General features: G+C 39.0%; 25 protein-coding genes and 2 pseudogenes. 17 read left to right on the plus strand and 10 right to left on the minus strand.

What is annotated here, in order from left to right:
* Positions 1 to 492 precede the first annotated feature (492 nt).
* On the minus strand, positions 493 to 1,518 hold the full coding sequence (locus B154_RS33005; RefSeq protein ID WP_018613941.1) for a hypothetical protein: 1,026 nt from the start codon (positions 1,516 to 1,518) through the stop codon (positions 493 to 495).
* Between the two features lie 387 nt (positions 1,519 to 1,905).
* Between B154_RS33005 and B154_RS30060 the strand changes: the two genes are divergently transcribed.
* The 7 genes from B154_RS30060 to B154_RS28225 all read left to right on the plus strand — a co-directional run bounded on the left by B154_RS30060 (position 1,906) and on the right by B154_RS28225 (position 11,465).
* Positions 1,906 to 4,062 (plus strand): carbohydrate binding family 9 domain-containing protein, encoded by a 2,157-nt coding sequence (locus B154_RS30060; protein ID WP_018613942.1) that lies wholly within the window; start codon positions 1,906 to 1,908, stop codon positions 4,060 to 4,062.
* A 429-nt stretch (positions 4,063 to 4,491) separates the two neighbouring features.
* The gene (locus B154_RS0110275) at positions 4,492 to 6,477 is read left to right on the plus strand and encodes a hypothetical protein (RefSeq protein ID WP_018613943.1); all 1,986 of its coding nucleotides are present in this window, start codon (positions 4,492 to 4,494) and stop codon (positions 6,475 to 6,477) included.
* 139 nt (positions 6,478 to 6,616) lie between these two features.
* On the plus strand, positions 6,617 to 8,467 hold the full coding sequence (locus tag B154_RS0110280; protein WP_018613944.1) for an alpha-1,3-galactosidase-related protein: 1,851 nt from the start codon (positions 6,617 to 6,619) through the stop codon (positions 8,465 to 8,467).
* Positions 8,468 to 8,795: 328 nt separating this feature from the next.
* Entirely contained in the window at positions 8,796 to 9,056 is a 261-nt protein-coding gene (locus B154_RS33700; protein ID WP_018613947.1) for a Y-family DNA polymerase, read from the plus strand.
* A gap of 93 nt (positions 9,057 to 9,149) precedes the next feature.
* Positions 9,150 to 9,389, plus strand: coding sequence for a hypothetical protein (locus B154_RS33705; protein ID WP_018613948.1), 240 nt, complete (start codon positions 9,150 to 9,152; stop codon positions 9,387 to 9,389).
* A complete protein-coding gene (locus B154_RS33710; protein ID WP_026260098.1) occupies positions 9,365 to 9,787 on the plus strand; it encodes a DinB/UmuC family translesion DNA polymerase in 423 nt (140 codons plus the stop codon). The genes B154_RS33705 and B154_RS33710 overlap by 25 nt, the downstream gene beginning before the upstream one ends.
* An 835-nt stretch (positions 9,788 to 10,622) precedes the next feature.
* Positions 10,623 to 11,465, plus strand: a complete 843-nt coding sequence (locus B154_RS28225) for a class I SAM-dependent methyltransferase (protein ID WP_169337658.1) — start codon at positions 10,623 to 10,625, stop codon at positions 11,463 to 11,465.
* Between the two features lie 107 nt (positions 11,466 to 11,572).
* Here the strand turns inward: B154_RS28225 and B154_RS33595 are convergent.
* The 4 genes and pseudogenes from B154_RS33595 to B154_RS30075 all read right to left on the minus strand — a co-directional run.
* Positions 11,573 to 11,959: pseudogene (locus B154_RS33595) on the minus strand (SDR family NAD(P)-dependent oxidoreductase); the annotation flags it as partial.
* Complete coding sequence (locus B154_RS33820; RefSeq protein ID WP_425423107.1) at positions 11,908 to 12,108, minus strand: SDR family NAD(P)-dependent oxidoreductase; 201 nt, start codon at positions 12,106 to 12,108, stop codon at positions 11,908 to 11,910. The gene B154_RS33820 and the pseudogene B154_RS33595, both read right to left, overlap by 52 nt.
* Before the next feature lie 53 nt (positions 12,109 to 12,161).
* Positions 12,162 to 12,404, minus strand: a complete 243-nt coding sequence (locus tag B154_RS33600; RefSeq protein ID WP_211217480.1) for an SDR family NAD(P)-dependent oxidoreductase — start codon at positions 12,402 to 12,404, stop codon at positions 12,162 to 12,164.
* Between the two features lie 10 nt (positions 12,405 to 12,414).
* The gene (locus tag B154_RS30075) at positions 12,415 to 12,951 is read right to left on the minus strand and encodes a helix-turn-helix domain-containing protein (RefSeq protein WP_211217481.1); all 537 of its coding nucleotides are present in this window, start codon (positions 12,949 to 12,951) and stop codon (positions 12,415 to 12,417) included.
* Positions 12,952 to 13,210: 259 nt separating this feature from the next.
* On the opposite strand from B154_RS30075, the gene B154_RS28240 reads away from it, so the two are divergent.
* A complete protein-coding gene (locus B154_RS28240; RefSeq protein WP_018613951.1) occupies positions 13,211 to 13,765 on the plus strand; it encodes a 5'-3' exonuclease H3TH domain-containing protein in 555 nt (184 codons plus the stop codon).
* 361 nt (positions 13,766 to 14,126) lie between these two features.
* Here the strand turns inward: B154_RS28240 and B154_RS30080 are convergent, their stop codons facing one another.
* Entirely contained in the window at positions 14,127 to 14,561 is a 435-nt protein-coding gene (locus B154_RS30080) for an MFS transporter (RefSeq protein ID WP_018613952.1), read from the minus strand.
* Positions 14,562 to 15,079: 518 nt separating this feature from the next.
* Complete coding sequence (locus B154_RS0110335) at positions 15,080 to 16,351, minus strand: hypothetical protein (protein WP_018613953.1); 1,272 nt, start codon at positions 16,349 to 16,351, stop codon at positions 15,080 to 15,082.
* Positions 16,352 to 16,625: 274 nt separating this feature from the next.
* On the opposite strand from B154_RS0110335, the gene B154_RS28245 reads away from it, so the two are divergent.
* The 4 genes and pseudogenes from B154_RS28245 (at position 16,626) to B154_RS0110350 (ending at position 18,964) form a co-directional block, all read left to right on the plus strand.
* A complete protein-coding gene (locus B154_RS28245; RefSeq protein WP_018613954.1) occupies positions 16,626 to 17,105 on the plus strand; it encodes a DNA polymerase ligase N-terminal domain-containing protein in 480 nt (159 codons plus the stop codon).
* Positions 17,102 to 18,253: a DNA polymerase domain-containing protein gene (locus tag B154_RS0110345; RefSeq protein ID WP_018613955.1), complete on the plus strand. Its 1,152-nt coding sequence runs from the start codon at positions 17,102 to 17,104 to the stop codon at positions 18,251 to 18,253. Before B154_RS28245 ends, B154_RS0110345 begins: the two co-directional genes overlap by 4 nt.
* Positions 18,254 to 18,411: 158 nt before the next feature.
* A pseudogene (locus B154_RS33825) lies at positions 18,412 to 18,576 on the plus strand (helix-turn-helix domain-containing protein); the annotation flags it as partial.
* A 25-nt stretch (positions 18,577 to 18,601) separates the two neighbouring features.
* On the plus strand, positions 18,602 to 18,964 hold the full coding sequence (locus B154_RS0110350; RefSeq protein ID WP_026260099.1) for a TraM recognition domain-containing protein: 363 nt from the start codon (positions 18,602 to 18,604) through the stop codon (positions 18,962 to 18,964).
* On the opposite strand, the gene B154_RS33340 is transcribed toward B154_RS0110350, so the two are convergent.
* The 3 genes from B154_RS33340 to B154_RS0110365 all read right to left on the minus strand — a co-directional run bounded on the left by B154_RS33340 (position 18,948) and on the right by B154_RS0110365 (position 21,281).
* Positions 18,948 to 19,199, minus strand: a complete 252-nt coding sequence (locus B154_RS33340) for a hypothetical protein (protein WP_018613958.1) — start codon at positions 19,197 to 19,199, stop codon at positions 18,948 to 18,950. The two genes, B154_RS0110350 and B154_RS33340, sit on opposite strands and share 17 nt — an antisense overlap.
* A gap of 271 nt (positions 19,200 to 19,470) precedes the next feature.
* Positions 19,471 to 20,103, minus strand: coding sequence for a hypothetical protein (locus tag B154_RS30090; protein ID WP_245542580.1), 633 nt, complete (start codon positions 20,101 to 20,103; stop codon positions 19,471 to 19,473).
* A 26-nt stretch (positions 20,104 to 20,129) separates the two neighbouring features.
* A complete protein-coding gene (locus tag B154_RS0110365; RefSeq protein WP_018613959.1) occupies positions 20,130 to 21,281 on the minus strand; it encodes a YdcF family protein in 1,152 nt (383 codons plus the stop codon).
* A gap of 574 nt (positions 21,282 to 21,855) precedes the next feature.
* Here B154_RS0110365 and B154_RS0110370 point away from each other — a divergent pair.
* The 5 genes from B154_RS0110370 to B154_RS0110390 all read left to right on the plus strand — a co-directional run bounded on the left by B154_RS0110370 (position 21,856) and on the right by B154_RS0110390 (position 25,274).
* Entirely contained in the window at positions 21,856 to 22,071 is a 216-nt protein-coding gene (locus B154_RS0110370) for a hypothetical protein (protein ID WP_018613960.1), read from the plus strand.
* A gap of 72 nt (positions 22,072 to 22,143) precedes the next feature.
* Entirely contained in the window at positions 22,144 to 22,959 is an 816-nt protein-coding gene (locus B154_RS0110375) for a sulfite exporter TauE/SafE family protein (protein ID WP_245542581.1), read from the plus strand.
* A gap of 226 nt (positions 22,960 to 23,185) precedes the next feature.
* Positions 23,186 to 24,607: an MBL fold metallo-hydrolase gene (locus tag B154_RS0110380; RefSeq protein ID WP_018613962.1), complete on the plus strand. Its 1,422-nt coding sequence runs from the start codon at positions 23,186 to 23,188 to the stop codon at positions 24,605 to 24,607.
* An 85-nt stretch (positions 24,608 to 24,692) separates the two neighbouring features.
* Entirely contained in the window at positions 24,693 to 24,959 is a 267-nt protein-coding gene (locus tag B154_RS0110385; protein ID WP_157580655.1) for a rhodanese-like domain-containing protein, read from the plus strand.
* A 6-nt stretch (positions 24,960 to 24,965) separates the two neighbouring features.
* Positions 24,966 to 25,274 carry a rhodanese-like domain-containing protein gene (locus B154_RS0110390; RefSeq protein WP_018613964.1) on the plus strand — a complete coding sequence of 103 codons (309 nt, stop codon included), beginning with the start codon at positions 24,966 to 24,968 and terminating at the stop codon, positions 25,272 to 25,274.
* The last annotated feature ends 1 nt before the right edge of the window (position 25,275 follow it).

Consider the following 25,275-nt stretch of genomic DNA (forward strand, 5'->3'; position numbering starts at 1 on the left):
AATAAAGTATATATATTTCGATACCTGTCCCGCTTTTAAAATAGATTCATTTTTTCCAACCGTTTTTTCTTTAAGAGCGTTTCTTAGTTGAAATTTGACCTCGTCGGATGCCGGTTGAATGGAGTCAACCAATCTTAGTATTGCTTCCATAACTCGTTCATTTTAGGAGTATGCACGCAACTCCATCATCATGTATCAAAATTAATATACAATATTTTAGAAAAAAGGTATCAAATGATACCTTTTTATTATTAGAGAAAAAACGTATTTTATAGGCGTGCTCAAGTAGCAACTACCATAATTTCAATACTTAATAAGTGGAAGATGCACAAATAAAAACTATATAAAAGGCGTGGAATTTTTATTCTTCTTTTAATAATTGTTCTTTCAAAAGCTTCCCTTTAGATTTCTCGATATAAGTAATATTTAATCAAGTGAAGCAGGTGTCATCTTTCTTTTGCTGGATGCTTTAAGCCACCTTTTGATTAATATTCAGGAATTGAGATTATGAAAATGCTCCTTTGTAGATATTTTATAAATAGCTACAATATTCATAATTAAGGAAGAAACTGCAAGTATTGTAAAAAGGCCCAAGGTAATTACGGGTACCAGAAAATAAAATGTTCCATAATTATAATGTGTTGTATCATTATAGAAAAACAGGAACAGAGAGAGTAATAGTAACAGAACTCCCAAAATTTCCAATAGGCACGCTTTAATAGTTTCTCTTCTTCTGTATTTGTGAAGGTTTAGTATTAATATGATAATTGCAACAAGTGCAAGAACTGAATGAATAGCACCGTAAGGTAACCCTAACAATAAGTATAAAAGGAAAAATCCTCGCCACGCTTCCCCGTCAATATTTTGAGTGACCGTTTGCCCACCATTTGTTTTTGTAATTTGCAAAAAAGTATGACCGGTTGCTCCTTGCTTAAAATCAAAAATCGAATTTGGATTGTCATCTACAGGAATATTTACTAGAATTGCAATAGAACAAGTGGCGCCATAATCGGGAATAGTTGAAAAGCATTTAAGGTATTTGGATATATCAATTGGAGTTAAATTATCAATAAATTCAAAATCAACGAGCTCTTCATCATCCTCATTATTATTTTGACTATTTGAACGGGAGCCTTGATCCCCTTCATTATTTTCACTAGCGGCAATTGAGCTATAATTAACAGAACGACTTCCTGAATTAAATCCAAAAAAACCAGATGAATTTATGTAGGGTGTACCACCATAATACCAATCAACAATTATCTGAGGGTATTCTTCCTTTGCCTGCGGAACTACAAGAGGCCGAGCTAAAGGATCGGTGTTAAGAGCACCTATATAGCCATTTTTAACTTCAGAAATTAGTTTAATTGCTCCATTTAAATAGCGAATTTCAATTGTTCCATTATATGAATATTTTGAAATATTATTTGCTTCAAGTTGACGAAGCTGAATTATTAAGCCATTTAATATTTTACCTCCAGTTCCACAACAGAAAATGTTATAAAATGTACTGCACACTGGTCTCTTATTTTGTATCCATCGTCTCTCATTTGCGTCCAGATGTTTGTGTCAAAATTCAAAATTTTCTGATAAGCCACATTTGCTTTTCAAATACCAGACGCAGTCTCGGTTTTCATTTGCCTCGGTAGTTGTTCTCCAAAACACTCCGCAGAGCCAGGGGAATATAGCACGTTCAGGTGGTTTAGTACCTGCGTCTGCATGCCGCTACTGATAGACCTACCATCATCTTTTATTTAGCAATGAAAAGAACTATCTATTTTTTTCATTCGTGATAAACCCCTACCGAGAGCAGGGGACAGAAACCGCTTTTCAAAAAAGTGTTATTCCAATCTGAAAATTTAGTCATCTTTATTAAAGTACTTTGCAAAAAAATCTTCGATCGTTGTGAAACAGTGTTACAAGAGACTCTTAGTTAAAATTGCTTCTGCGTTATTCCTTATAGGTATAGTTCACGAATCTTCAATAGGTCAGAAAAAAAATGAAGCGTACCAGTATCATATTCATAAAGCCTCGTCTGCAATAAAGATAGATGGAATACCAGACGATGCCGCATGGAAAGGGGTTCAAGTCGCCAAAGACTTTTTTTCAGTGCTTCCTATGGACACTAGTTTCGCCAAGGCGCGTAGTGAAGTACGGCTCGCGTACGATGAGCATAATATTTACATGGTGGCTGAATGTTTTGAGGTGGTTGCAGGACCAAATTACGTTGAGTCTTTAAGAAATGACTGGAGCTTTACCAAAAATGACAACTTTCTCATTCTTATTGATCCTTTTGACGACCAAACAAGCGGTTTCGCTTTCGGCACTAACTCTTCCGGGGCTCAATGGGACGGAATGATCTTCGGGGGTACTACAGTTGATTTAAACTGGGATAATAAATGGACCTCTGCCGTGAAGAAGCATAGCGACAGATGGACAATTGAACTTTCCATTCCATTTAAAAGTATCAGGTATAAAAAAGACATTACCAGGTGGGGACTTAATTTTGTCAGGCTTGATCTAAAGACAACGGAAAAGAGTACATGGGCACCTGTTCCGCGCCAATTCGCTACAGCTTCTCTTGCCTTCTCGGGCATGGTTGTGTGGGATCAGCCTCCTCCTGCTGTCGGTGCAAACGTTTCATTGATTCCTTACGGACTTGGCGGCGTTATAAAAAACTATGAAAGCAATTTGCCTTCTAAATACCGTAAAGACATCGGTATGGATGCTAAAGTTGCGCTAACCTCCTCCCTTAACCTGGATCTTACCGTTAACCCTGATTTCTCCCAGGTAGAGGTAGACAAGCAAATAACCAACCTCAGCCGTTTTGAATTATTTTTCCCTGAAAAAAGGGAGTTCTTCTTAGAGAACGCTGACCTTTTTGCCAATTTTGGATACGCTTCTATCCGGCCTTTTTTCTCCAGGAGGATCGGGCTGGGGGTACCTATTCGTTTTGGTGCACGACTAAGTGGAAAGCTCAACAAGGATTGGAGAATAGGCGCAATGAATATGCAAACCGGTGGCGTGGATAATAGCGGGTTGCCAGCTCAGAACTTTACGGTTGCGTCGGTCCAGAGAAGGGTTTTCGCGCGTTCAAATATCGCCTTCATTTTTATCAATAAAGAATCTACAAATTATCATCCCGCATTAGATTCGTTAAAGCCTACTTATTCCCAATACAACCGCAACCTGGGGTTTGAATATAACCTTGCCTCCCAAAATAACCTATGGAATGGTAAAATGATGTACCTAAAGTCTTTTACTCCTGGTAAGGCTGGCGGTGACTTTGTGCAGGCGGGGCACCTGAAATACGCGGGGCGCAAAACGCTACTATATTGGCAGCACGAATACGTGGGGAAAAACTATAATGCTGAAGTTGGCTATGTACCGAGGCAGGGATATCTAAAGGTGAATCCGCAAGTAGGGTACAATTTCTTCCCTGGTGGGGGGCCGGTATTAAGTCATGGTCCGTTGCTGAATTATGTTGCTTATTTCAACACTGCGTTACATAAAACCGATGACGAGGCATCGCTCAATTATTTATTTACGTTCAGGACACAGAGCACACTCACTGTATTCGCGACCTACGACTACGTCCAGTTGCTGCGACCCTTCGATCCTACCAATTTCACCAAGGACACTTTGCCCCGTGGCAGCGAACACCGGTGGAAAGCATGGGGAACCAATTTTGTTTCAAAGCCTCAGAGTGTTTTTACTTATGGATTTTCCACCCTATATGGAGGCTATTATGAAAAGGGTACTCGCCTCAGCCTTACTTCAGATCTCGGCTACAGGTTTCAACCTTACGTAAGTCTTGCACTTAGTACCAGTTACAATAAAATTAATTTACGACAGCCGTGGGGCAACCGCACCTTTTGGCTGATAGGTCCACGCATAGATGTTACGATGACCAATAAATTGTTTTTTACCACCTTTGTGCAGTACAACAATCAGCAAAATAATATCAATTTCAATACACGTTTTCAATGGAGATATAAACCAGCTTCTGACATATTCTTCGTCTATACTGACAACTATCTGCCAAGTCCGTTTTCTGTCTGAAACCGTTCTCTGGTTTTAAAATGGACGTATTGGTGGAATTTGTAGGGTCGTCTAAACTGGAACAGATGGGATTGATAGCATAACCCAAATAATATTCTAACTTCCTCCGTACATTTTCGTAGGTCTTTTATTTTATAGTTAATAAAAACTTCGCAACGGGGAAATTATCTTTGCCGAATATACCAATGGGAATCTCTTCGTTGAGAGGGAAAACGATATGGAGCGTGACATAGCTCCTTTAGGAAAAGGTGGTTTTACCGCCTAATCCTGAAAATGAAATCCGAAAGAATTCAAATCTTGCACAGAGTCCTGGGTGGTAGGAATTCAGTTGTTGATTTATTGTATTTGATTAATATTATAAGAAATCAGCGCTGACAAAAATAGCTTTGTCAGCGCTAAGTAGGGGTTATTAAGTAAAGAGAAATAACTATGGAAATGAAATTTTTAATGCTTTCATTTTGCTGCTGGATGGCACTTATCTGTGCAGGTCAGCCGTCAAGATGGAATATTATCGGGAAAGAGGGTATTGAATGGAAGATTAACGGTAGTGATACACCCCATGCTGATCATATTGAGATGAGCGGCAAACAGGTGTCAGCTATTATTACTTATGGTGCCGGAAGCCAACAACAACTTGTTTTAAAAAAGCATCTTGTGTTCCCGATGCTGCGAACTATTCCGAACAATACACATGCAAGCCTTCAATGGAATATAAATCAACAAAAAGATTCCTTTTTATATATTAACGATAAGCCAGTAACTGAAAAGGTCGCATCATTTAAGCTGACTGGCATATTGAGTATAACTTCAACTGTTGCAAAAGATATTAAAGTAATACATGCCATATTCCCTTCCACAGAAAAGGCAGCGCTGATGGATGAATGCCGAGTTGTAAATAAAGGGACTGAAACAGTAACCATACGTATCCCATATTTGAATCATGTTGACACTACAAGCGCTGAAAAAGGTGGTTATGGAAGCTATCTTTTAACTACAACTACTTATGGTGCAGGAACGTTTGAACTAAAGCCTGGTGATAATGTCAATTATGCCGTCGTCTACTCCGGGCGTAAATTATGCGATCAGCCATATTTTTATTCCGCATCATACGAATATCAGAAGCGTGCTGAGTTGGTTAGCAGCATAGCGCAAAATCTTGTATTGGAAACGCCAGATCCAATAATTAATAAAATGTTTGATTTTGCTAAATTGAGGGTAACAGAAAGTATTTATGATACAAAAAACGGGTTAATGCATGGGCCTGGTGGTGGTTCATACTACGCAGCAATTTGGGCCAACGACCAGGCCGAATATGCAAACCCTTTTTTCCCTTTTCTTGGTAATGCAGAAGGCAACGAATCGGCAATAAATAGTTTCAGGCTTTTTGCAAAATATATGAATAAGGATTACAAGCCGATACCGAGTTCAATTATTGCTGAAGGAACAGATATATGGAACGGTGCTGGTGATCGGGGTGATCAGGCCATGATTGCTTATGGTGCATCAAGATTTGCATTAGCTTACGCGGATCGATTCGTAGCAAAACAGTTGTGGCCCTTAATTGAATGGTGCTTTGAATATTTAAGAAGAAGGAAAACAGATGAAGGCGTCATTCAATCAGATGCTGATGAACTTGAAGGACGTTTTCCTGCTGGAAAAATTAATTTATCAACTAACACTTTGGCTTACGGAGCAATGACAAGTGCTGGGGACTTGGCTATCGCTTTGAAAGATTCAGTTACTGGAGCAAGCTTGCTGAGGGAAGCTGCAGAATTAAGAAAAAATATTGAAAAGTATTTTGGCAGCACCGTGCAGGGATACAACACTTACAGGTATTATGATGGCAATGATAAGCTGCGTTCCTGGATAGGGCTGCCTTTGACCATGGGTATTTTCGAGCGTAAAGAAGGAACATTAAAAGCATTATATTCCCCTTATTTATGGACTAAAAGTGGAATGCTCACAGAAGCTGGTTCAAAAACTTATTGGGACCGCGCTTTACTTTATGATTTACGTGGTACTTTTTATGCAGGCGCTACCGACAGTGCAACAAAATACCTGCAGGAATATTCTCGTAAAAGATTGCTTGGTGAACATGTTCCTTATGCTATAGAAGCATGGCCCGAAGGTAACCAGCGCCATCTTGCTGCTGAAAGTGGATTGTATTGCCGTGTTATAACTGAAGGATTGTTTGGGATAAAGATTACCAGTTTTAATAAATTTCAATTCCAGCCTTTTTTGCCTAAAGGCTGGAAGAAGATGTCGTTGAGACATATACGTGCTCTACAGGATAACTTTGACATTTATATAGAAAAGATAAACAAACAGTATCAGATTACCATTCGGCAGGATAAAGGACCGGTGCAGCATTTTGTATGGGAGGGGCTTAAACCAATAACCGTCAAGCTAAAATAGTTTTACAAACCTTATACATCGATAGATATTATGAAAAGGCTTCTTCTTATTTGTTTATCTTTCGCTTGTTGTAACCTCGTATTTTCCTATAAATTCACAACGATCACCGAACCTCACTCATATAAAACCATTTTTGTTGATGAATAGAGTTGTAATTAAGTACAAGGTGCTTTTCCTGTTTTTGGCCATGTCGCTTGAAACGATATGCTTCTCTCAAGATACGGTCCGCATAACCGACTATGGATATGTAGCAGGCTCGAGGGTCAATGTGGTACCTTATGTTTTAAAGGCGCTGAACGATTGCAAAACAAAAAAGGCCGCTGTTCTTGTCTTTCCCAAGGGACGTTATGATTTCTGGCCACAATATGTAACTGAAAAGTTATACTATGAAAGCAATACTGATGTGATCCCGTTGAGAAGATGTCCTATACTAATCGAAGGCTTTAATAAGCTTGAAATAAACTGTAATAACGCTGATTTCATTTTTCACGACAGGATGCAACCCTTTACGATTGATAGCAGTAAAAATATAACGATCCGGAACGTAAATATTGACTGGGATATACCTTTAACAGCACAGGCCGAAATAGCTAATGTTAGTGATGATTATATCGATCTTTCCATCAATGCGTATGAATCACCTTACATTATTGAAAAAACTAAACTCTTTTTTGTTGGTGAAGGATGGAAAAGCGAGTGGTGGGGCGCTATGGAGTTTGATAAGAATACAAAACAGGTTTCACCACAAACAGGGGATGCGGGCTGCATGGGGGATAACTTCAAAAATTATAAAGCCATAGAATTAAAGAAAGGCGTTGTGCGCCTGCAATATACAGGTAAGCATAAACCGCTTAAAGGCAATTGGCTGGTGTTGCGGCACAGTGCAAGGGATCATGCCGGAACATTTATCATTAACAGCCGTAATATTGTTATTGAAAACATGAACATGTATCACTGTGCAGGCCTAGGCATACTATCACAGTATTCCGGAGATCTTCATTTTAAAAAGGTGAATGTCGTTCCCAATGCTGCAAAAAACAGGATTCTTTCAGGCCATGATGATGGTACGCATTTTTCAAATTGCAGCGGCCAGATAACCATTGATAGCTGTCGTTTTTTATCGTTGATGGATGATCCAGTAAACGTTCATGGAACATCTGTTCGCATCATTAAAAAGTTAAGTGATACAAAATTGTTATGCCGGTTTATGCATGAGCAAAGCATTGGTTTTGTTTGGGCAAGGCAAGGCGAAACAATCGGCTTTATTGAAAATGAAGCGATGAATACGGTTGATACCCGTAAGACCGAATCAATACAATTTAATAGCCCGGAAGAATTTGAGATCAGCTTTTCAAAACCAGTACCTACAACTATTACAGAAGGCGATGCATTGGAAAATCTAACTTGCACACCTGATGTATTAATTAAAAACAGTTTTTTTGGAAGCAACCGTGCAAGGGGTATTTTAATTTCAACGCCAGGCAAAGTAGTGATAGAAAATAATGTATTTGAATCGAGTGGCTCGGCCATCTTAATTCCTGGCGATGCCAACGGCTGGTACGAATCAGGCGCTGTAAAAGATGTAACCATCCGTAACAATATTTTTAATGATCCCTGCCTTACTTCGCTTTACCAGTTTTGCGATGGCATTATCAGTATATATCCTGAAATACCAAGACCTGACATAAACAAGCCTTTTCACAGGAACATCCATATTGACAACAACGTATTTCATCCTTTTGATTATTCTGTATTGTATGCAAAATCAGTCGAAGGTTTGTATTTCAATAACAACAACATCATACGTTCAACACGCTATAAACGTTTTCATTACAGAAAATACATGTTTACATTTGAATATTGTAAAAAGGTCGAAGTTTCAAATAATCATTTACAAGGTGATGTACTTGGAAAAAATATCAAGCTTGTTGCAACATCAAAAACAGAGTTGCATTTAAAAAAGCAGCAGGATATTACTGTGGGTGAGTAGGGGATTCAGTTACCGTTTAAGCTGTCATCCTTCAATATCCAGCTCTAATTTCTGTGCGCCTTCGGCTTCCTTTCCTTCCTCCAAAAAATCCTTTGTAGTTTTTGGTTCTGCCATAAGTAAAATTAATAAAAGCTCCATTCTTTTGACTCCTAAGTAAAATGGGGAAAAGTTATGACAGAAGAATTGCTAAAATATTTAGTAATTTTACTTTTTAAAACTACCGCTATTAAATCGTCCATCCGCCATATTGCTCATTTCGACCTGGACAGCTTTTTAGTTTCAGTTGAGTGTTTAAAAAAACAGCAAACTCAAAGGAAAACCTATCGCAGTGGGTGAACACAGTGATCGGGGGGTAATTGCATCGTGCAATTATGAAGCCAGAAAGTTTGGAGTAAAAAGTGCTATGCCTGTCAGACTGGCTAAAAGACTTTGTCCAGAGCTTTTTATTGTTCGCGGCGATATGGATAGCTATTCGAAGTATTCAAGGCTCGTTACTGATATTGTTGCAGCCCAAGTCCCGCTTTTCGAAAAGTCCTCTATTGATGAGTTCTACATAGATATGAGTGGAATGGACAAGTTTTTTGGCTGATCCAAATACACTGTTCAATTAAGAAATACAATTGAAAAAGAAAGTGTTTTAAGTATCTCTTACGGGCTTTAGTCTAACAAGCTAATAAGTAAAGTGGCGACCAACGAGGTAAAGCCTCATGGACAGATTGAAATACCGTTTGGAGAAGAAAAAGAATACTTAGCTCCTTTGCCGGTGGATAAAATCCCAATGGCAGGAACCAAAACAAGTGAATTACTAAGACAAATGGGTGTCGAGACCATTCGAATTCTAAACCAGATACCAATTAAGATGATGACAAACCTGTTAGGCAAAAAAGGCATAGAATTATGGAGAAGGGCAAAAGAAGTGTAGATGAAACACCCATCGTCCCTTATCATGAACAAAAAAGCATTGGCACTGAAAACACCTTTGAAAGTGATACCATTGATATCAATTTTCTACACAAGGAATTGGTGCGAATGACTGAAAAGATCGCATTTGAGCTCCGTGACACCAACAAACTTACAGGATGCATAACAGTTAAGCTTCGTTATAGTGATTTTCAAACAGAAACAATACAGGCAACAATACCATATACTGCAGCAGATCATGTGTTGTTAGCCAAAGCAAAAGAACTTTTTACTAAACTGTACAAAAGGCGGCAACTTGTAAGGCTAATAGGTGTTCGTTTCAGCCATCTTGTTCCCGGCAACTACCAGATACTCTATTTGATGATACAGAGGAAACGGTTAGCCTTTACAAGGCGATAGATAGCATTAAGCATCAGTACGGTGAACAGTTTTTAATACGTGCAGCAGGCTTTGACGGAAAGAGAAACGATAAACCCAAAGTAGAAAAATGGTTACGGCAGTTTAAATGAGTGCAGAGGAATATTTAGACATTTTTACGACCGATAGTTTATCATCGCAAGTATATCAAAATCCAGGTGTAGTAGAAAAGCTTGAACCTTATTAAATGTGTATCTACAATCAAAAAAGCGCCCAACCAATGCATTCCTTCTGTTGCCTGGTTTCCTGCTAAACTTCATCTTTCAGCAAATTTTTTGGCGACTTAATTAAGAAAGAAACCGCCCAACCAGTGCTAGAGCATATACGAGTAAAGTTGATTCATATTGCCAAAGAGAAAATATTGCAATACAGTAAGCAGTCAGCGAAATTGCTCATGAACCGACTTGAAGGACACAAATCATTTTTCCCAATTTTCAAAGCAGTAAGTGGGCTCCATGAAATTGCAGTTGCGAATTGAGGACTTAGGAGGTTTTTGCACTTAGCTTTTGTGGTACTATAAAGCATGGTTGTGTCACTCACTTATACGTTTCTAGAAGAAGGAGTAGCAATTGAAAAAAGTTAATCCTGACTTAAAAGCTCTTAAATATAAGTCAAAACCAGGACGTTGGACTGCTTGCAGTTTTAAGTATAACACTTTGCTTATATTCTTAAGTTTCTTTTAATTATAAAAAAATAGGTTGTGTTTCTATTCAAATTAAACTTTTTTGTTTAGGTTTGAGAAAGTCAACTCTATTCGTTTATGTTAAACTGGGCTAAAAGTTACATACGAAAGAAGATAATTCATGTTGTAGAACCAATGATAGACGAAAGTACAACTCATGATAAAATTCTTAACAACCCCTTTACTTCCGGTAAACTATTTCCTTATAATATGGATACTACCGATTACATAGTAGAGTATCAGGGTAGTGAAAAAGTCCCAGGAGGTAACATTCCGGTACCTCCCATCGAATACTGGGAAGGTTACGCAGAAACAGAGGAGAATTATATTGAATGTGGTAAAAAAGATATTGGAACAATACTTAATATTCTAAGCAATGCTAACGAATCAGCTGAAACATTGACAAAGGTTTTGGACTTGGGCTGTGCCGCCGGAAGAATGCTTAGGCACTATCCACAAGTACCAGGGAAGTCGGAACTGTGGGGATGTGATATCAATTCAAAATATATGATCTGGTGCCAGCAAAATTTTGATCTGCCTTTTTACTTTTTTACTAATTCTACCAGTCCTCACCTACCCTTTGAAGATAATACATTAGACCTTGTTTATTGTGGATCAGTTTTCACTCATATCACTGATACCGCCGATGCCTGGCTGCTGGAAATAAGGCGCATTATCCGCAAAGGGGGCTATGCATACATTACAATTCACGACCAACAAACTGTTGAGCTTATATTTACTAAGTATAAAGACGATCCTTTGTTTTACGATTTCGTAACTGCAGTTGGCGACTTCTACCAAAAAGCTGACGTTGCAACTCACAATTATGCCTATTTTTCAATATTTGCAGATCCAGCCTCACAAGTATTTTATAACAGGGACTACCTTGTAAATAAATGGTCTAAGTTTTTAGAAATTGTTTCTATTACACCCGCAGCACATGACCACCAAACAGCCATCCCTCTTCGAAAAAGATAAAATTTAAGATACTTCCAAACATCAACGATGCTTTAATTGAAACTATACTACTGGTTACATAAAAAAAGCTACCGAAGTAGCTTTCATCCATTAATCTTTTGCTTTCATTATTCAAATGTCATGGAACTCGATAATTCCCGGTATGCATTCGCTTGTTCGTGAAGTGTTGAAGAAACTTGTTCTGCTGTGGCGACTGCACCAGCACCTGCAAGGAAACGTAGGGGTAGCTTTTCTTCAGCCGCAATTGTCACCAATGCTTTTGCCAATCTCGCCGGGTCACCTGATTGCTGACCATTTGCACCTTTCCAGAATATCATTTGCTGTTCTCTCCGCTCATTGTAGTCTTCGATTGGATTGTTTGCATATTTTGTAGATTGCTCTGTTAGTAATTCTGTCCGAAAGAAACCAGGGTTTACAATTGTTGTATGAATACCAAACGGTGCTACTTCAACCTGCAATGCTTGCATCCATCCTTCGATTCCGAATTTAGAAGCAGAATAGGCACTACAGAACTATAGCTGGCAAGACCGGCAGTTGAAGAAATTGAAATGATATGACCTGAACCTTGCTTTCTCATCAAAGGCACGACGCTTCGTGTCACAATCATTGGACCGTATAAACTTGTCTGTAGCTGTTGCTCAATCTCTTGTTGCGTTAACTATTCAAAGAAGCCTGCGATAAAGTTGGCGGCATTGTTTACCATACATCAATACGGCCAAACTTTTCAACTGCTGCATCAACAGCCGCATTCGCATCAGCCTGCTTCGTAACATCCAGCTTTACAATCAAAAGGTTTTCATTCTCGTTCAATGCTTTTGCAACACTCTCAGTGTTTCGACCTGTTGCCACCACTTTATGACCTGCTTTCAAAGCTGCCTTTGTAATATCTACACCCATGCCACGTCCGGCACCCGTGATGAACCAAACTTTCTTATTCATGATCTTACCTTTAGAATGCAAAGGTCACCTTAGACAATAAGCAGAAATAATGAAAAACAAATGAAAAAGTATAAATTTCAAAGATGAACTGCTCTCTCTGATTTGGCGATATAGCCAGTTTTCTTTTTAAAGAAGTTGTTGAAGTAGGTAGGATATTCAAAACCAAGGGCATAAGCAATGTCAGCAATATTCCAGCCGTGTGCTGCAAAAGTGCCTTTGCTTCTATTATAATCCGATCGCTAAGGTGGGCGGTCGTAGTCTTGCCGGTGATTTCCTTTACGGCACTATTTAGATAGTTAACGTGTACGGATAGTTGCTTGGCAAAGTCTTGGGCAGTCTTTAGCTCCAGGGAACGTTGTACGCTTTCTATTGGAAACTGCCTCTCTAAGAGTTCCAGAAAAACAGAGGTAATCCGTACTGCTGCGTTCTTCTGTTGGGAATAGTTTTCCGAAGGCTGCATTTTCAGTGCCTCATTAATAATGAGATTGATATAGCTGCGAATTAAATCATCTTTATACGTGTAGCTGCTGTCCTGCTCTGCAATCATCTTTTGAAATATAGCGGTAAGAGCCTCTTTTTGTTCCCCTGAAACCTTAAAAATGGGTGTACCTCCTATCTTAAATAATGGTGATTGAAGAACACTTTCAGAACGGTCTGAAGGCTGTAAAAACTCCTCGCTAAATAAACAAGTGTAGCCACTGTGAACAGAGGAAATAACCTCACAGGAATAAGGTGTATGAGGATTGGCAAAAAAGAGAAAAGTTTCGTCTGTTTCAAAGCTCTTATCAGCGTAGTGAAAATTAAACTTGCACGTAATTGAATCGTTTCGTAATCAACTCCGGCAGGAATACAAAACCGGGGAAGGCATAGAGCCGGTGCTATTTGCGCAATTTCATCCGTTGGAAGAAGCGCTGGCATTGATGGGTGTTGCAGTGTGGCCAATGATTGAGCTGGAAGCGGATGATGCACTGGCATCTGCGGCAAAACTGGCTGCATTGAAGCGGGAGGTTGAGAAAGTATGTATCTGGAGCCCGGACAAAGACCTGGCCCAGTGCGTACGGGAAGATCTGGTAGTGCAAATCGACAGCCGGGCGAAAGCGATCAGAGATGAAGACGCAATCATCAAAAAGTTTGGTGTTACTCCAATACTGATCCCTGATTATCTTGCCCTTGTTGGTGATAGTGCCGATGGTTATCCGGGTATCTCCGGTATTGGCAAAACAGGCGCTGCCAGGCTGTTAAACCAATATGGGCCAATTGAAAGTTTCCCGCCAGAGGTGCTCCGACATCAACGGGAACAAGCATTGCAGCAACCATTGATAAGATTGCTCTTTCTTATGCTGATGAAAGCTACAATCTAACATATATCACATCACTAAAGGAAAACTATGCTCAAAGAATTTCGAATGAAGCATTTAGTTACGGTTATAGAGTTGGAATAGATTTACCACATATTCATGGAAGCGAAGAAGAGTAAGAAATTAATTCTTGAGGGTAAGTGGGCGTGTACAAGTTGAAACAAGGCACACTTACCCTTTATTAATGTTCCTTATAGCAGTGCCGTTGCATATTTTTGTCACCAGCAACTGAAGCAGAGCCTTGGAATGCTGCTAAGCCTGCCGAATCAACTACTATCAGTACAAGTGAGTAACCCTTCGATTCCTTAGGGTAAACTCCACGATGTAAAATCAAGGAACTAAAGCCGGTCCAACAAAAGAAATTCTATACCTTCTTCTCCCCCAGTTTTCTCTTTACCATCAAACTCACACGATAAAGAAGCAACACGCTCAAAAGGGAAATACACACCATTACATAGCCAACCGTATTGTAGTGTTCGAGCGGACTGAAATCAGTTTTTTGTTGTACGATCATTCCTGCAGCGGCAGCAGCTACGCCACCGGCTATTTGTTGTAATGATGAATTGATACTCATGAATGCCCCACGGTCTGCGAGGTCGGGTATGGCTGTTGTTAATGCAACGGCAGGAACCATGCGACTTAGTATTCCCATCATCATCAATACATTTACGATCATTACTAACCACAGCGGTGTTACTGACATATCGGTATAAAAAACCACTACGATCATCATCCATGCGGATGCAATAGCATATAAAGTAAACTTGTCTATACGGTCGGCAATGCGCCCTATAAGCAAGTATCAATATCCTGCTGTTCTCCCTAGGTGTTCCCAAATAAGTAAAAGTTGTTCAAGGTCTTAGCGCAGCCAGACTGTTCTCCCTAAGTGTTCCGTCGTACGCTTGGGTGTTCAAAGTCTTAGCGAAGCGAGACTGATAGGACAAGTTGTTGGTGAGGAAAACCTGATGCTAGAAGTCGTCTTTAACCAAAATATCGACAATGGCGTAAAAAGAAGCCCGGCTCTGTGAACCGGGCTCTCTGCGTTTTGACCTTACCGTACTTATTTCTTTCTACCCGGTTTCCTCTGGGCTGAGCTTTTCTTTTTGGTAGGCTTATTCTTTTTAGGATGAGCTGTCTTTTTTGACATACAATTCATTTTAAGGTTAGTGAAAATTTGTTTATGGCTGCAAAGTATTTCTTCCCGTTCTTCAATGTTATCCTTTCAGAAGCGGCACTTGTACAGCCAGGCTATAAGTAAACAAAGATATGCCTATAAGGGTTAATACAATAATTGATTAAGGTCAGTCGCCCCGCATATTAAAAACCAGCATATCCGTCGAAACGGGGGTTAACAAAATTGTTTAGAATGCTGCCAAACCTAAAAGCAAGTCCAAACGAAGTGTAATAATTAAAACTGGAGGCAAGCTGGCGTTTGCGGGTAAGTACTTCCTGCTCTGTCACACCACCCTTCACAAGGTTGATCTGGTTGTGAAATACACTGCCGCTCGCATGTACAAAAAAAGACAAGCCGCCGCCTATTCTTACGTCGGCGTTAGCACTTAGCCCCATCGCATTTAATGCCCAATCCTGAAAATAATTACGGTAGTAGATACCCCCATTAAAAGTTCCCCATTTTTTGTTTAGGGTAATAGCTGCTGAAAACCGGTGACCATATACAGTCTCTCTTATTTTATAATAAATCGTAGTATCGTAATAATTGTTGTTGCTTATATCTAGTCCATATCTCAAAACAAAAAACCTGTTGTTCACTTCTTTATAATCGTATACATTATACTCAATAGCAGGGCTAAAAAATATTTTTCTTTTGATATTATCAAACGTGCTATTTGACAAATTAGTCTGATACCCGTAGCTCCAATGATCGCTGAATGATCTTACCAAATTATGGTAAAGCCTGTAATCAGTATTTTTTACCTTGTATTGAGTAGTGGTAGCGCTGTCCTCGTAAGTATAAACAGAATTGCGAAGGTTCGCATTCAAGTAAAATTCTACTTTCAGCTTGTTGGTTGTTCTGTTTGCCGATATTGCTGAGCTAATCACATTGTTTTTGTACACCCTTTCCGCATTATATTGTCCGCTTGCAGCCACTCTAAATACCCAAAAATTCCATTTGTCCCGTGGATCGTTTTCATAAGGGGGCCGGGCATTTAAAGAATCTTCTTTCATCACCATTTTCACTTGTGATGCAAAAGGTGTTTTAGCTATTAGTGGAGAAAAGCCGAACATCAGATACCGTAGTATAGTTTTTCGAACATCTGAAGGTGTGGCATTAGGAAGTGTGTTGAATAGAAGGGTATCTGAATAATTCTCGTACTGGTTTTGGCCATAAAAATTCATTTGATATTGGGCTCCCCCGCTGCCAGCGGCCTGTGCAGTCAACAGAACATGAACATCAGCAGTAGTCGGGTCTAAAACAAAATCAACAATATTTATTTCAGATTTAAAATAATTAAAGTCGCATCCTACCCGGCAGTCGATATAGACTTTTAATTTTCCGGCAACTTCATTTTGAGCATTGGCTACTGATACAATTAAAAAAGACACTACTAAAGCAGTAATTTTCCACATAATCAAGTAAGTGACATTCAGAGGTTAGTTAGAAACGCCAAATGTAAGTTAATAAACCTATCAAGAAGATGATTAAGGCCGTTTGCCTTTTGCCCTTGATTTCTATGACAAAATCAAATCTATTTTATGCTGTTTTCCATCCTGTTTATTTATACTTCCGTTCACCTATATAGGAAAAAAAAGAAAAGAAGGTTTATGCTAAATGCAAGCAAGGTAGGGAAACAAGCCATTCAAATTTTATACCTGCTGGCATAAGATTAGAATTAATGTTTTTATGCCTCTTGAAGAATACAAAAAGAAAAGAAGATTTGATAAAACACCTGAGCCCACGGGCGGGGAAATTACTGATAACAAACTTCATTTTGTTGTCCAAAAGCATGCTGCATCCCATCTGCATTACGACTTCAGGCTTGAGCTGAAAGGTGTTTTGAAAAGTTGGGCAGTTCCTAAAGGCCCTTCACTAAACCCCGATGAAAAACGTTTAGCAATGATAACCGAAGATCATCCGTACGATTATAAAGATTTTGAAGGGCGGCCATTCCGGTCAATAGTGTTCGGCGCTTATGATAATGGAGAATTAAAGTTTGTTGGTCATTCGGGCAGCGGTTTCCAGGACAAAGTAATGAATGAAGTGATGGAAAGGCTGAAACTGTTAGAAATAAAAAAGAAACCGTTTGTTGATGAAGTCGATCATGACACACCTCCTCATTGGATTGAACCGAAATTAGTAGGCATTTTTAAGTTTCCGACTTGACAGCAAGTGGTAAAATAAGAAAACCCGCTATTTTTTTAGGTTTCAGGGACGATAAGGATCCGAAAGAAGTAGTGCGCGAAGTGCCCATATCTGCTAAAGATGAAGAGAAGGTGATAAATGAAAAGCCGCAATCGAATTTAGAAAAAGAAAAAACAACATCGCAAACTCTGGCAAAGCGGAAAATTATAGAAACCGCGGAAGATAGCAATTGGCCGATTATAGAAAATGAAGCAATCACCAGCAAAGAGGTATTTAATATTGAAGGGAAGGACATTACAATCACTAATATTGAAAAACAACTTTGGAGCAATGTCACCAAAAGTGACCTCATCATTTACTATCACAATATTGCACCTTATATTCTGCCTTATTTAAAAGACCGGCCACAGTCACTTCATATAAAAAACATCAATGCAGGCGCTCCGGGACTTTATATAAAAGACATGGAAGGAAGGCAACCTGAATGGGCAGATATATTTACCACCGCAAGGAAGCATAGGAAGAAAGGCAAAAGAAGTGAGATTGATTATCTTGTTTGCAATAATGAAGCAACTTTATTATACATGGTAAACCTTGGTTGTATTGATATCAACCCATGGACTTCCCGAACCGGCAATTATCAACAACCAGACTTTGTGATCATTGACCTCGACCCATCGGATGAAGACTTTAAAAAAGCAATTGATACGGCAAATGCAGCAAAACAATTCTTCGATGCGTACAAGTTAAAAGCCTTCCCTAAAACTTCTGGTAAAACAGGTATTCATTTATATGTTCCATGTGAAGGCTTTTCCTTTCCTGAAGCGCGAAAAATAGCTGAACATATTTGCGAAGAAGTTCATTTACTGGTGCCACATATAACGACAACAGACGTAACAATTTCTAAGCGTGGCAACAAATTGTATATTGATCCAAACCAAAATGACGAAGCAGATACAGTTGCTGCCCCTTATTCAGTTCGTCCGTATCATCACCCTTCGGTTTCTACACCTTTACAGTGGAAAGAGATAAATGACAAACTGAATGCATCGGCTTTTGATATAAATACAATTTTTAAAAGGCTTGAGCAAAAGGGAGACCTGTTTGAAAAGGTGTGTGATAAAAAAATAGCAATTGGCAATTCTAAAATTTTACGTCAATTTTTATAAACATTTGTTTGTCAATTATATTTTAAATGCTTACGTATTTGCCGTAAACTCTAAAAGGCAGGTTCGTGAGTACAAAAACGTCGAATTTGTAAAGCACAACAACACCAAGTGCTTTTGTTTCTATCTATCTTTTCTCTAATAAATAGCGAAAAGAAGCAGGGTTAAACCAAACTCAGCTTGCTGAGAAGTGCGATAAAGACAGGCAAAGTATTCAACGCCTGGAAAAAGGAGGCATGAATCCAACAGCTTATTATCTCTGGGAAGTTGCAAAAGCACTTAATATTCCTACCAAAGAGTTGCTCAATTGCAAGTGCAAAGATTAGCCTGGCAAGGCTGTCTTCACCGCATTTGTATTATACCCTTTCGGGAAATGATTTTACTCTGGACATTAATAACTCGCCAGATCCCAAGATAGTATGCATGGGAAATAATCCGCAAAAAACACAGGTGTATGGAGCAGTTATATCACTATATATTGCAGCGCTTACAAGGTTGATAAACAGGAAAGGACATCTTAAATGCAGTCTTGTTTTCGATGAATTTGCAACGATTTATTTTAACGGTATTGATAACCTGATAGCTACAGCAAGATCCAATAAAGTGGCCACCACTATTGCTGTGCAGGATGCAAGCCAATTGATTTTTCATTATGGAAAGGAACAGGCAGAAGTAATAATGAATATTACTGGAAACGTTATCTCTGGCAGGTAACCGGAACAACAGCGAAAACCCTTTCAGATAGAATTGGAAAAACGATGCAGGACAGGGAAAGCTTTTCAATAAATAGTAGTGAAACATCGGTTAGCCAATCCAAACAGCTTGAAGCCGCAATACCTGCATAATTAACAGAAGGCGTCAACATGGAAAATAAAAAGAAAGCAATAACAATGCTTTTAATCAACTTTAGCTTTTTTGTAGAGAAAGCTTGTAGAGTTTTTTGTTTCATAATTTTCAATTTTATGTCTGTCTTTCATTCGGATCCTGTTACCAATTAATATTCATCACATTTACATTATTTTTTTTGGAGGAGGTCACAGCAATACCCTTAGACTTACTCACCAACGCCAATCCCTCCAGTTCGTCATCCCTATCAATGTCGATCGACTTCAAAACTTGCTGTTTGCCTGTCTGGATAGATTTGGCTAAATCAACATAAGTAAATCGCCATTTTCTGCCCTCGATTTGATTTTGTATCAACACCAATATGCCTTTGTCTGCTACCCAGTGAAGGTTTTGAACCAGGGTGTACAGGTAAATGTTTTGTAAACAACCTTTTTGTCGGAAGTCCTCTTTGCATTTTTCAAAACCGTAGGGTCGTACAACCTCACTTCATTTCGTTTATCACCGTAATCTGCAGTGGCAACAAACCATTTCTTTTTATATTCTACGTATTCTGGTCTTGTACCCTGAATGCATGCGTCATCTTCGATAGTATTTATCAGGTTTCCCTCAAGCGTCCCCGTTCGTTGCAGTCCTTTCCAGTCAATGCAATAAATCATTGCTGTCCATAGGGTGCCTTCCTTATTTAACCTAATACTGTTGCCGATAAATACAGGATTATTAGCATGGTAAGCGATGCCTGTCGGATGATTTATGACATCAGTATCATCCACCGTCAATTTCATTTCTCTGTTTTGGTAAATCAGACTGTCACCTTCTGTCTTATATTCTCTTATCACGCCTACTTCCCTGTCACCGTACAAAAAAACTTTTCCATTTTGATAAGAAACTCCCTGGCAAGCACCTAACGAGTCAAGGGTGAATGAATGGTTAATTCTCATGGAGACCTCTGAAGTAAATGAAGTCGACAAAACAAATAGTCCAATAAAAAAAGCAGTAAATATTTTCATAACTGTCAGATTAAAAACAAAATTCTTTAGGGGTCAAGCGGCTCGAAGGGATTAATTTGGAGCGCTTCGATTAAAGGATAGAATTCAACTTCTGTCTCGGATAATCGCTCTCCATTTTTATAAGGGACTTCGTTTAGTTCTTTCTTACACCTGTCAATCAAAGTGGTGGTTATATAGGTGCTTTGACCCTTTGTTGTCCAAGTAATACCCGCTTTATTGAAAGGAATACCATAGCGAAAGATTAAACGGACTGTGTTGCGCATGTTGGTTGTTGTATGCCTCGCATGAGGTTCGACAATGATCGCATTTGCAGGAATATGAAGTTTATCCATCAAATACTTTTTCATCTCAATCGCTTCACAAAATTTTGTTTTGTAGGGATGCACCTTTCCTCCGGAAGTAACAATAAAGGGAGCCATACCTTTTGCATATTGCATAGCAGCTAACCGGCAACGAAGCATTCCTTCTGCACTTAATGGCACATCTCTTTCTTCCGGCCCTGCGCCTGGAACAAGAATTACGGAGTACTTATAATTATTCCAATTAACAGACTTTATTTTTTCAAAGGATGCTTTATTTTCACCTTTTAGCATTGGCTCGAAGTCTGCTGCCTGTTCTCTTTCATTCATCTCAACAAACAGCAAAGCAGCAGTAAGAGACGGATGAAAAAACAAGTTATTTTGCTCGCTTTCTGCAGCGACTACAGCAGCTGAATTGTAAAGCAAATTCAAATAGCCCGGCAAATAAATGGTGCTGTCTAGCGGGTCTTTTCTTCTGAAGCTTATTGAATCTATGTTGGGGTAATTAGCCTTATTTCCTTCTGCATAAACACCAAGTGTATAATTGATACCATTGGCATCCTGTTCCCAGGCTTTTACCAAAAATTCTTTAGCGTCTAAATGTTGATACAAAATATAATTTCCCGACGGCACTAAATCATTTTGAACCAGCTTATCTAATGCATTTCCTGGCTTAAATAAAACTCTAAGGCGATTTCTTACTTCATTTATTTCACTAAGTGTAAACAGCATTTTAGAAGTATAACACAGAGCAGTTTTATCGGAGCTTTTCAGAGATTCTTTTAAATCATCAGTTTTATTCTTTGCGATGTTGCGGAGAATAGAGTCGGTAGCAAGTAATTTTTTTACATCAGGCACTTCCTCAAATAAAGTCAGCAAATAATAGTCCTATATTAATCACTTTCGCGCAGTCATTGTTACTACTTGCTTTTAAATTAAACAAACTTATGAGCTCAGTTTACTTCTCCTGGTGAGCTATGCTTCTATTATGGTAGGTACTATTTGCGCACCTCCCAAATGTGCTTTTCGTTACAGATCTTTACGTACAGGTTTTGGAATTAATTGCCCTAAGCGAGCCTGTTTCATAGCTTATAAAATTGTTGACTTAAATCTTTGTCGAAATCTGGGCATCTTACTTCAACATAGCGCCAGAAAACTTTCTTCTTTTTTTTCCAGTAATCAATTCGCCCTTATTCCAGTTGTTTTTGTTCAGTAGTAGGACAACTTATCCATTGAATGAGCAGTTCGAAAATTTCTCCCATGTGAATGGTAGGTGATTTCATTATTGAGCAGAATTTGACTTAGAAAGTATATTAAATTATACAGCACCATCATTAGCACGTCATACAGGAATAAGATGATGAAAGTGTCTGCAGCCAGCACAAATTTTTTAGGTTCCGATTAAAAAAACAAACAATCATGACGACTGCTGTCATAGCAATTAACGCAAATATTGAAAGAAGATGTAAATATTCAATTCTTCTCGACAGCGGCCAATCACGATAAAACAAAACATGAATTTGTACCCTGCGTATTCGATGGCATTCAAATTCCTTCAAGCTGCAAACTCATGATGATTGAAAATAAAAAAGTTGATATTAATGAAATGAAGGATAAAAGCTGGTTAATCATTAATAAAAATTTTATAGGATGGAGTAAAAAAGATTGATGTAGCTGTGTGACATATATCACCATATTCCTTCTGCAATCGCTTCAAATTTGCAGTATAATTATGGAAATCATGGGATATATAGCAGCGTTATTTATAGGCATTTCACTTGGATTAATCGGTGGCGGCGGTTCTATTTTAACCGTACCTGTACTGGTTTATTTGTTTGGAATTAACCCGATCCTTTCCACATCATACTCATTGTTTGTAGTAGGCTCTACCAGCCTCGTAGGTGCTTTCAGCAATTACCTGAAAGGACTGGTTCGCATAAAAACAGCCTTGCTGTTTGGCATATCGTCTATCACTACAGTATTTATTACACGAAAGTTTCTAATCCCCTTTATTCCTAATCACATTGCTACTATTGGCGGTTTCAATATTACCGAGCCAATTGTTACCATGGTCCTCTTTGCCATATTAATGGTTGCGGCCTCTTTATCGATGATTAAGAGCAGCAAACAAAAGGCAGCCGCCGCAGCAAAAAACGACAATGAAAACGCAATTGGTGCCCCCGAAAAAATCAATCTCCCCAAACTACTGATGTACGGCGTTGCTATTGGTATTGCAACAGGTCTTTTAGGTGCAGGCGGAGGATTTTTGTTGATACCAACACTGGTGTTACTTGTAAAACTTCCCATGAAAGAAGCCGTAGGAACTTCCCTGTTCATCATTGCTTTAAATTCTTTAATAGGCTTTACAGGTGATCTGGGACACTTTACCATGAACTGGTTTTTCCTTATTAAGATAACCACCATCGCTATTGCAGGCACCTTTGTAGGTGGACTAATTGCGAAGAAAATATCAGGAAATAAATTAAAAAAAGGCTTCGGTTGGTTTGTATTAATTATGGGCATATACATTCTTACTAAAGAAATATTTTTTAGCTAAGAAGATAAAACGACACGTTTTAAAATGGAAGCTGAAGATGCCAAAAGGTTTACGGGTGAAGTGATTGCGACGCGAGGATGATACTATGAAAAACGAATGCTGGAATCATAAAAAAACACAAAATATTAATGAATACTAAAACTATAAACAGCATGCGGGTAACGTGACAAATGTCACCAAGTAAGCAAGTTATCTAACCGAAATTTACACTACAAAATTAAATAAAATGAAAATTGAACAGATATATACAGGTTGTTTGGCGCAAGGCGCTTACTACATTGAAAGCGATGGTGAAGCAGTGGTGATTGACCCGCTTCGTGAAGTGTATCCTTACATTGACAAGGCAGAGAAAGACAATGCAAAAATTAAGTATGTGCTCGAAACACACTTTCATGCCGACTTCGTTTCTGGTCATATTGACCTTTCTAAAAAGACCGGCGCACCTATTGTTTATGGTCCTAATGCAGTCACTTCGTTCGAAGCGATTGTGGCAAAAGACGGCCAGGAATTTAAAGTGGGCAAAGTAACTTTTAAGGTACTGCATACCCCAGGCCATACGATGGAAAGTACCAGTTATTTGTTGAAAGATGAAACAGGAAAAGAGGTGGCATTGTTTAGTGGCGACACCTTGTTCATTGGCGACGTTGGTCGTCCTGACCTTGCACAGAAAGCAGGGGTTATGACAAAGGAAGACCTTGCAGGCACGTTGTATGAGAGCTTAAGAAACAAGATAATGCCATTGTCTGATGACATCATTGTGTACCCTGCTCACGGAGCCGGTAGTGCATGTGGTAAGAACATGAGTAAGGAAACAACAGATACATTAGGCCACCAGAAGCAAACCAATTATGCGTTAAGAGCCAGCATGACCAAAGAGGAATTCATTAAAGAAGTAACAACGGGTTTAGCGCAGCCACCTGCTTACTTTCCGTTGAATGTGATGATGAATAAAGAAGGATATGAAAGCATTGATGAAGTGCTGGAACGTGGCAATCACGCCCTTTCACCCGAAGCCTTTGAAGCCGCAGCAAACGAAACCGATGCGTTAATGCTTGACACAAGAGCACCGGAAGTATTTGCCAAAGGCTTTGTTCCTAACTCAATAAACATTGGTATCGATGGCAGCTTTGCTCCATGGGTAGGCGCTCTGATACCGGATATAAAACAAAAGCTTTTAATCATAGCCGATGAAGACAGGGAGGAAGAAGTAATTACAAGGTTAGCCCGGGTTGGATATGATTATACCATCGGTTATTTAAAAGGTGGTTTTGAAGCATGGAAAAGTAGCGGTAAAGAAATAGATATCATAAAGTCAGTTAGTGCAAAAGACATTGGCGAGGCAATAAATAAGGGCGAGGCAAACATTATTGACGTAAGAAAAGAAAGCGAGTACCAAAGCGAACACGTGGATGGCGCAACCAATCTTCCGCTTGATAACCTCAACGATAGTATGACAGCCTTGGATAAGAACAAAACCTATTACGTGCATTGTGCCAGCGGTTATCGTTCAATGATTTACAACTCTGTTTTAAAAGCAAGAGGCTTCGATAACCTGGCCGACATCAATGGAGGATTTAAAGCCATTAAAGAAAACGGGCAGATTAAAACAACCGATTTTGTTTGTCCGACAACACTCAATAAAAAGTAAAAAAACCGGAAAGGCCTGGCAATAGATGCGGATGATTCGATGGATGGTAAATATTGCCGGAGCCGCTTCCAAAAAATATAAAAAAATGAAAGATTTAATCAATAAAGGAACAGTGGTAGATGTAAGGTCACCACAGGAGTTTGCAGGTGAACATTTTCCAAATGCAATCAATGTTCCATTGGAACAGGTACAACAAAAAGTAAATGAATTTAAAGAAATGCCAAAGCCAATTATAGCGTATTGCAGAAGTGGTAACAGAAGCGGCATGGCTGTTTCTATGCTCAAGCAAGCCGGAATAACCGATGCTGTAAATGCCGGCGGATTAGATGACCTCTTACTAAAAGCCAAATAAAAAAAGATGTTTACATTTTTAAAAAACCTCTTTAAGCCGTCAGCCGATTTTGCTAAACTGGTGAAAGAAGGTGCGGTGATAGTTGATGTACGCACCACAGGCGAATTCCAGGCTGGTCATATTGAAGGCTCTAAAAATATACCGCTCGACACAGTTAAAAACGAAGTCGAAAAATTGAAGAAATTAAACAAGCCATTCGTTACCGTATGCCGTAGTGGCAATCGTAGCGCAATGGCAAAGTCCATCCTCTCATCAGCAGGAATAGTAGCTTATAACGGTGGTGCGTGGACTAATTTAAAAAGACAACTGACATAGT

This window comes from Segetibacter koreensis DSM 18137, from assembly GCF_000374045.1.
Classification (GTDB): domain Bacteria; phylum Bacteroidota; class Bacteroidia; order Chitinophagales; family Chitinophagaceae; genus Segetibacter; species Segetibacter koreensis.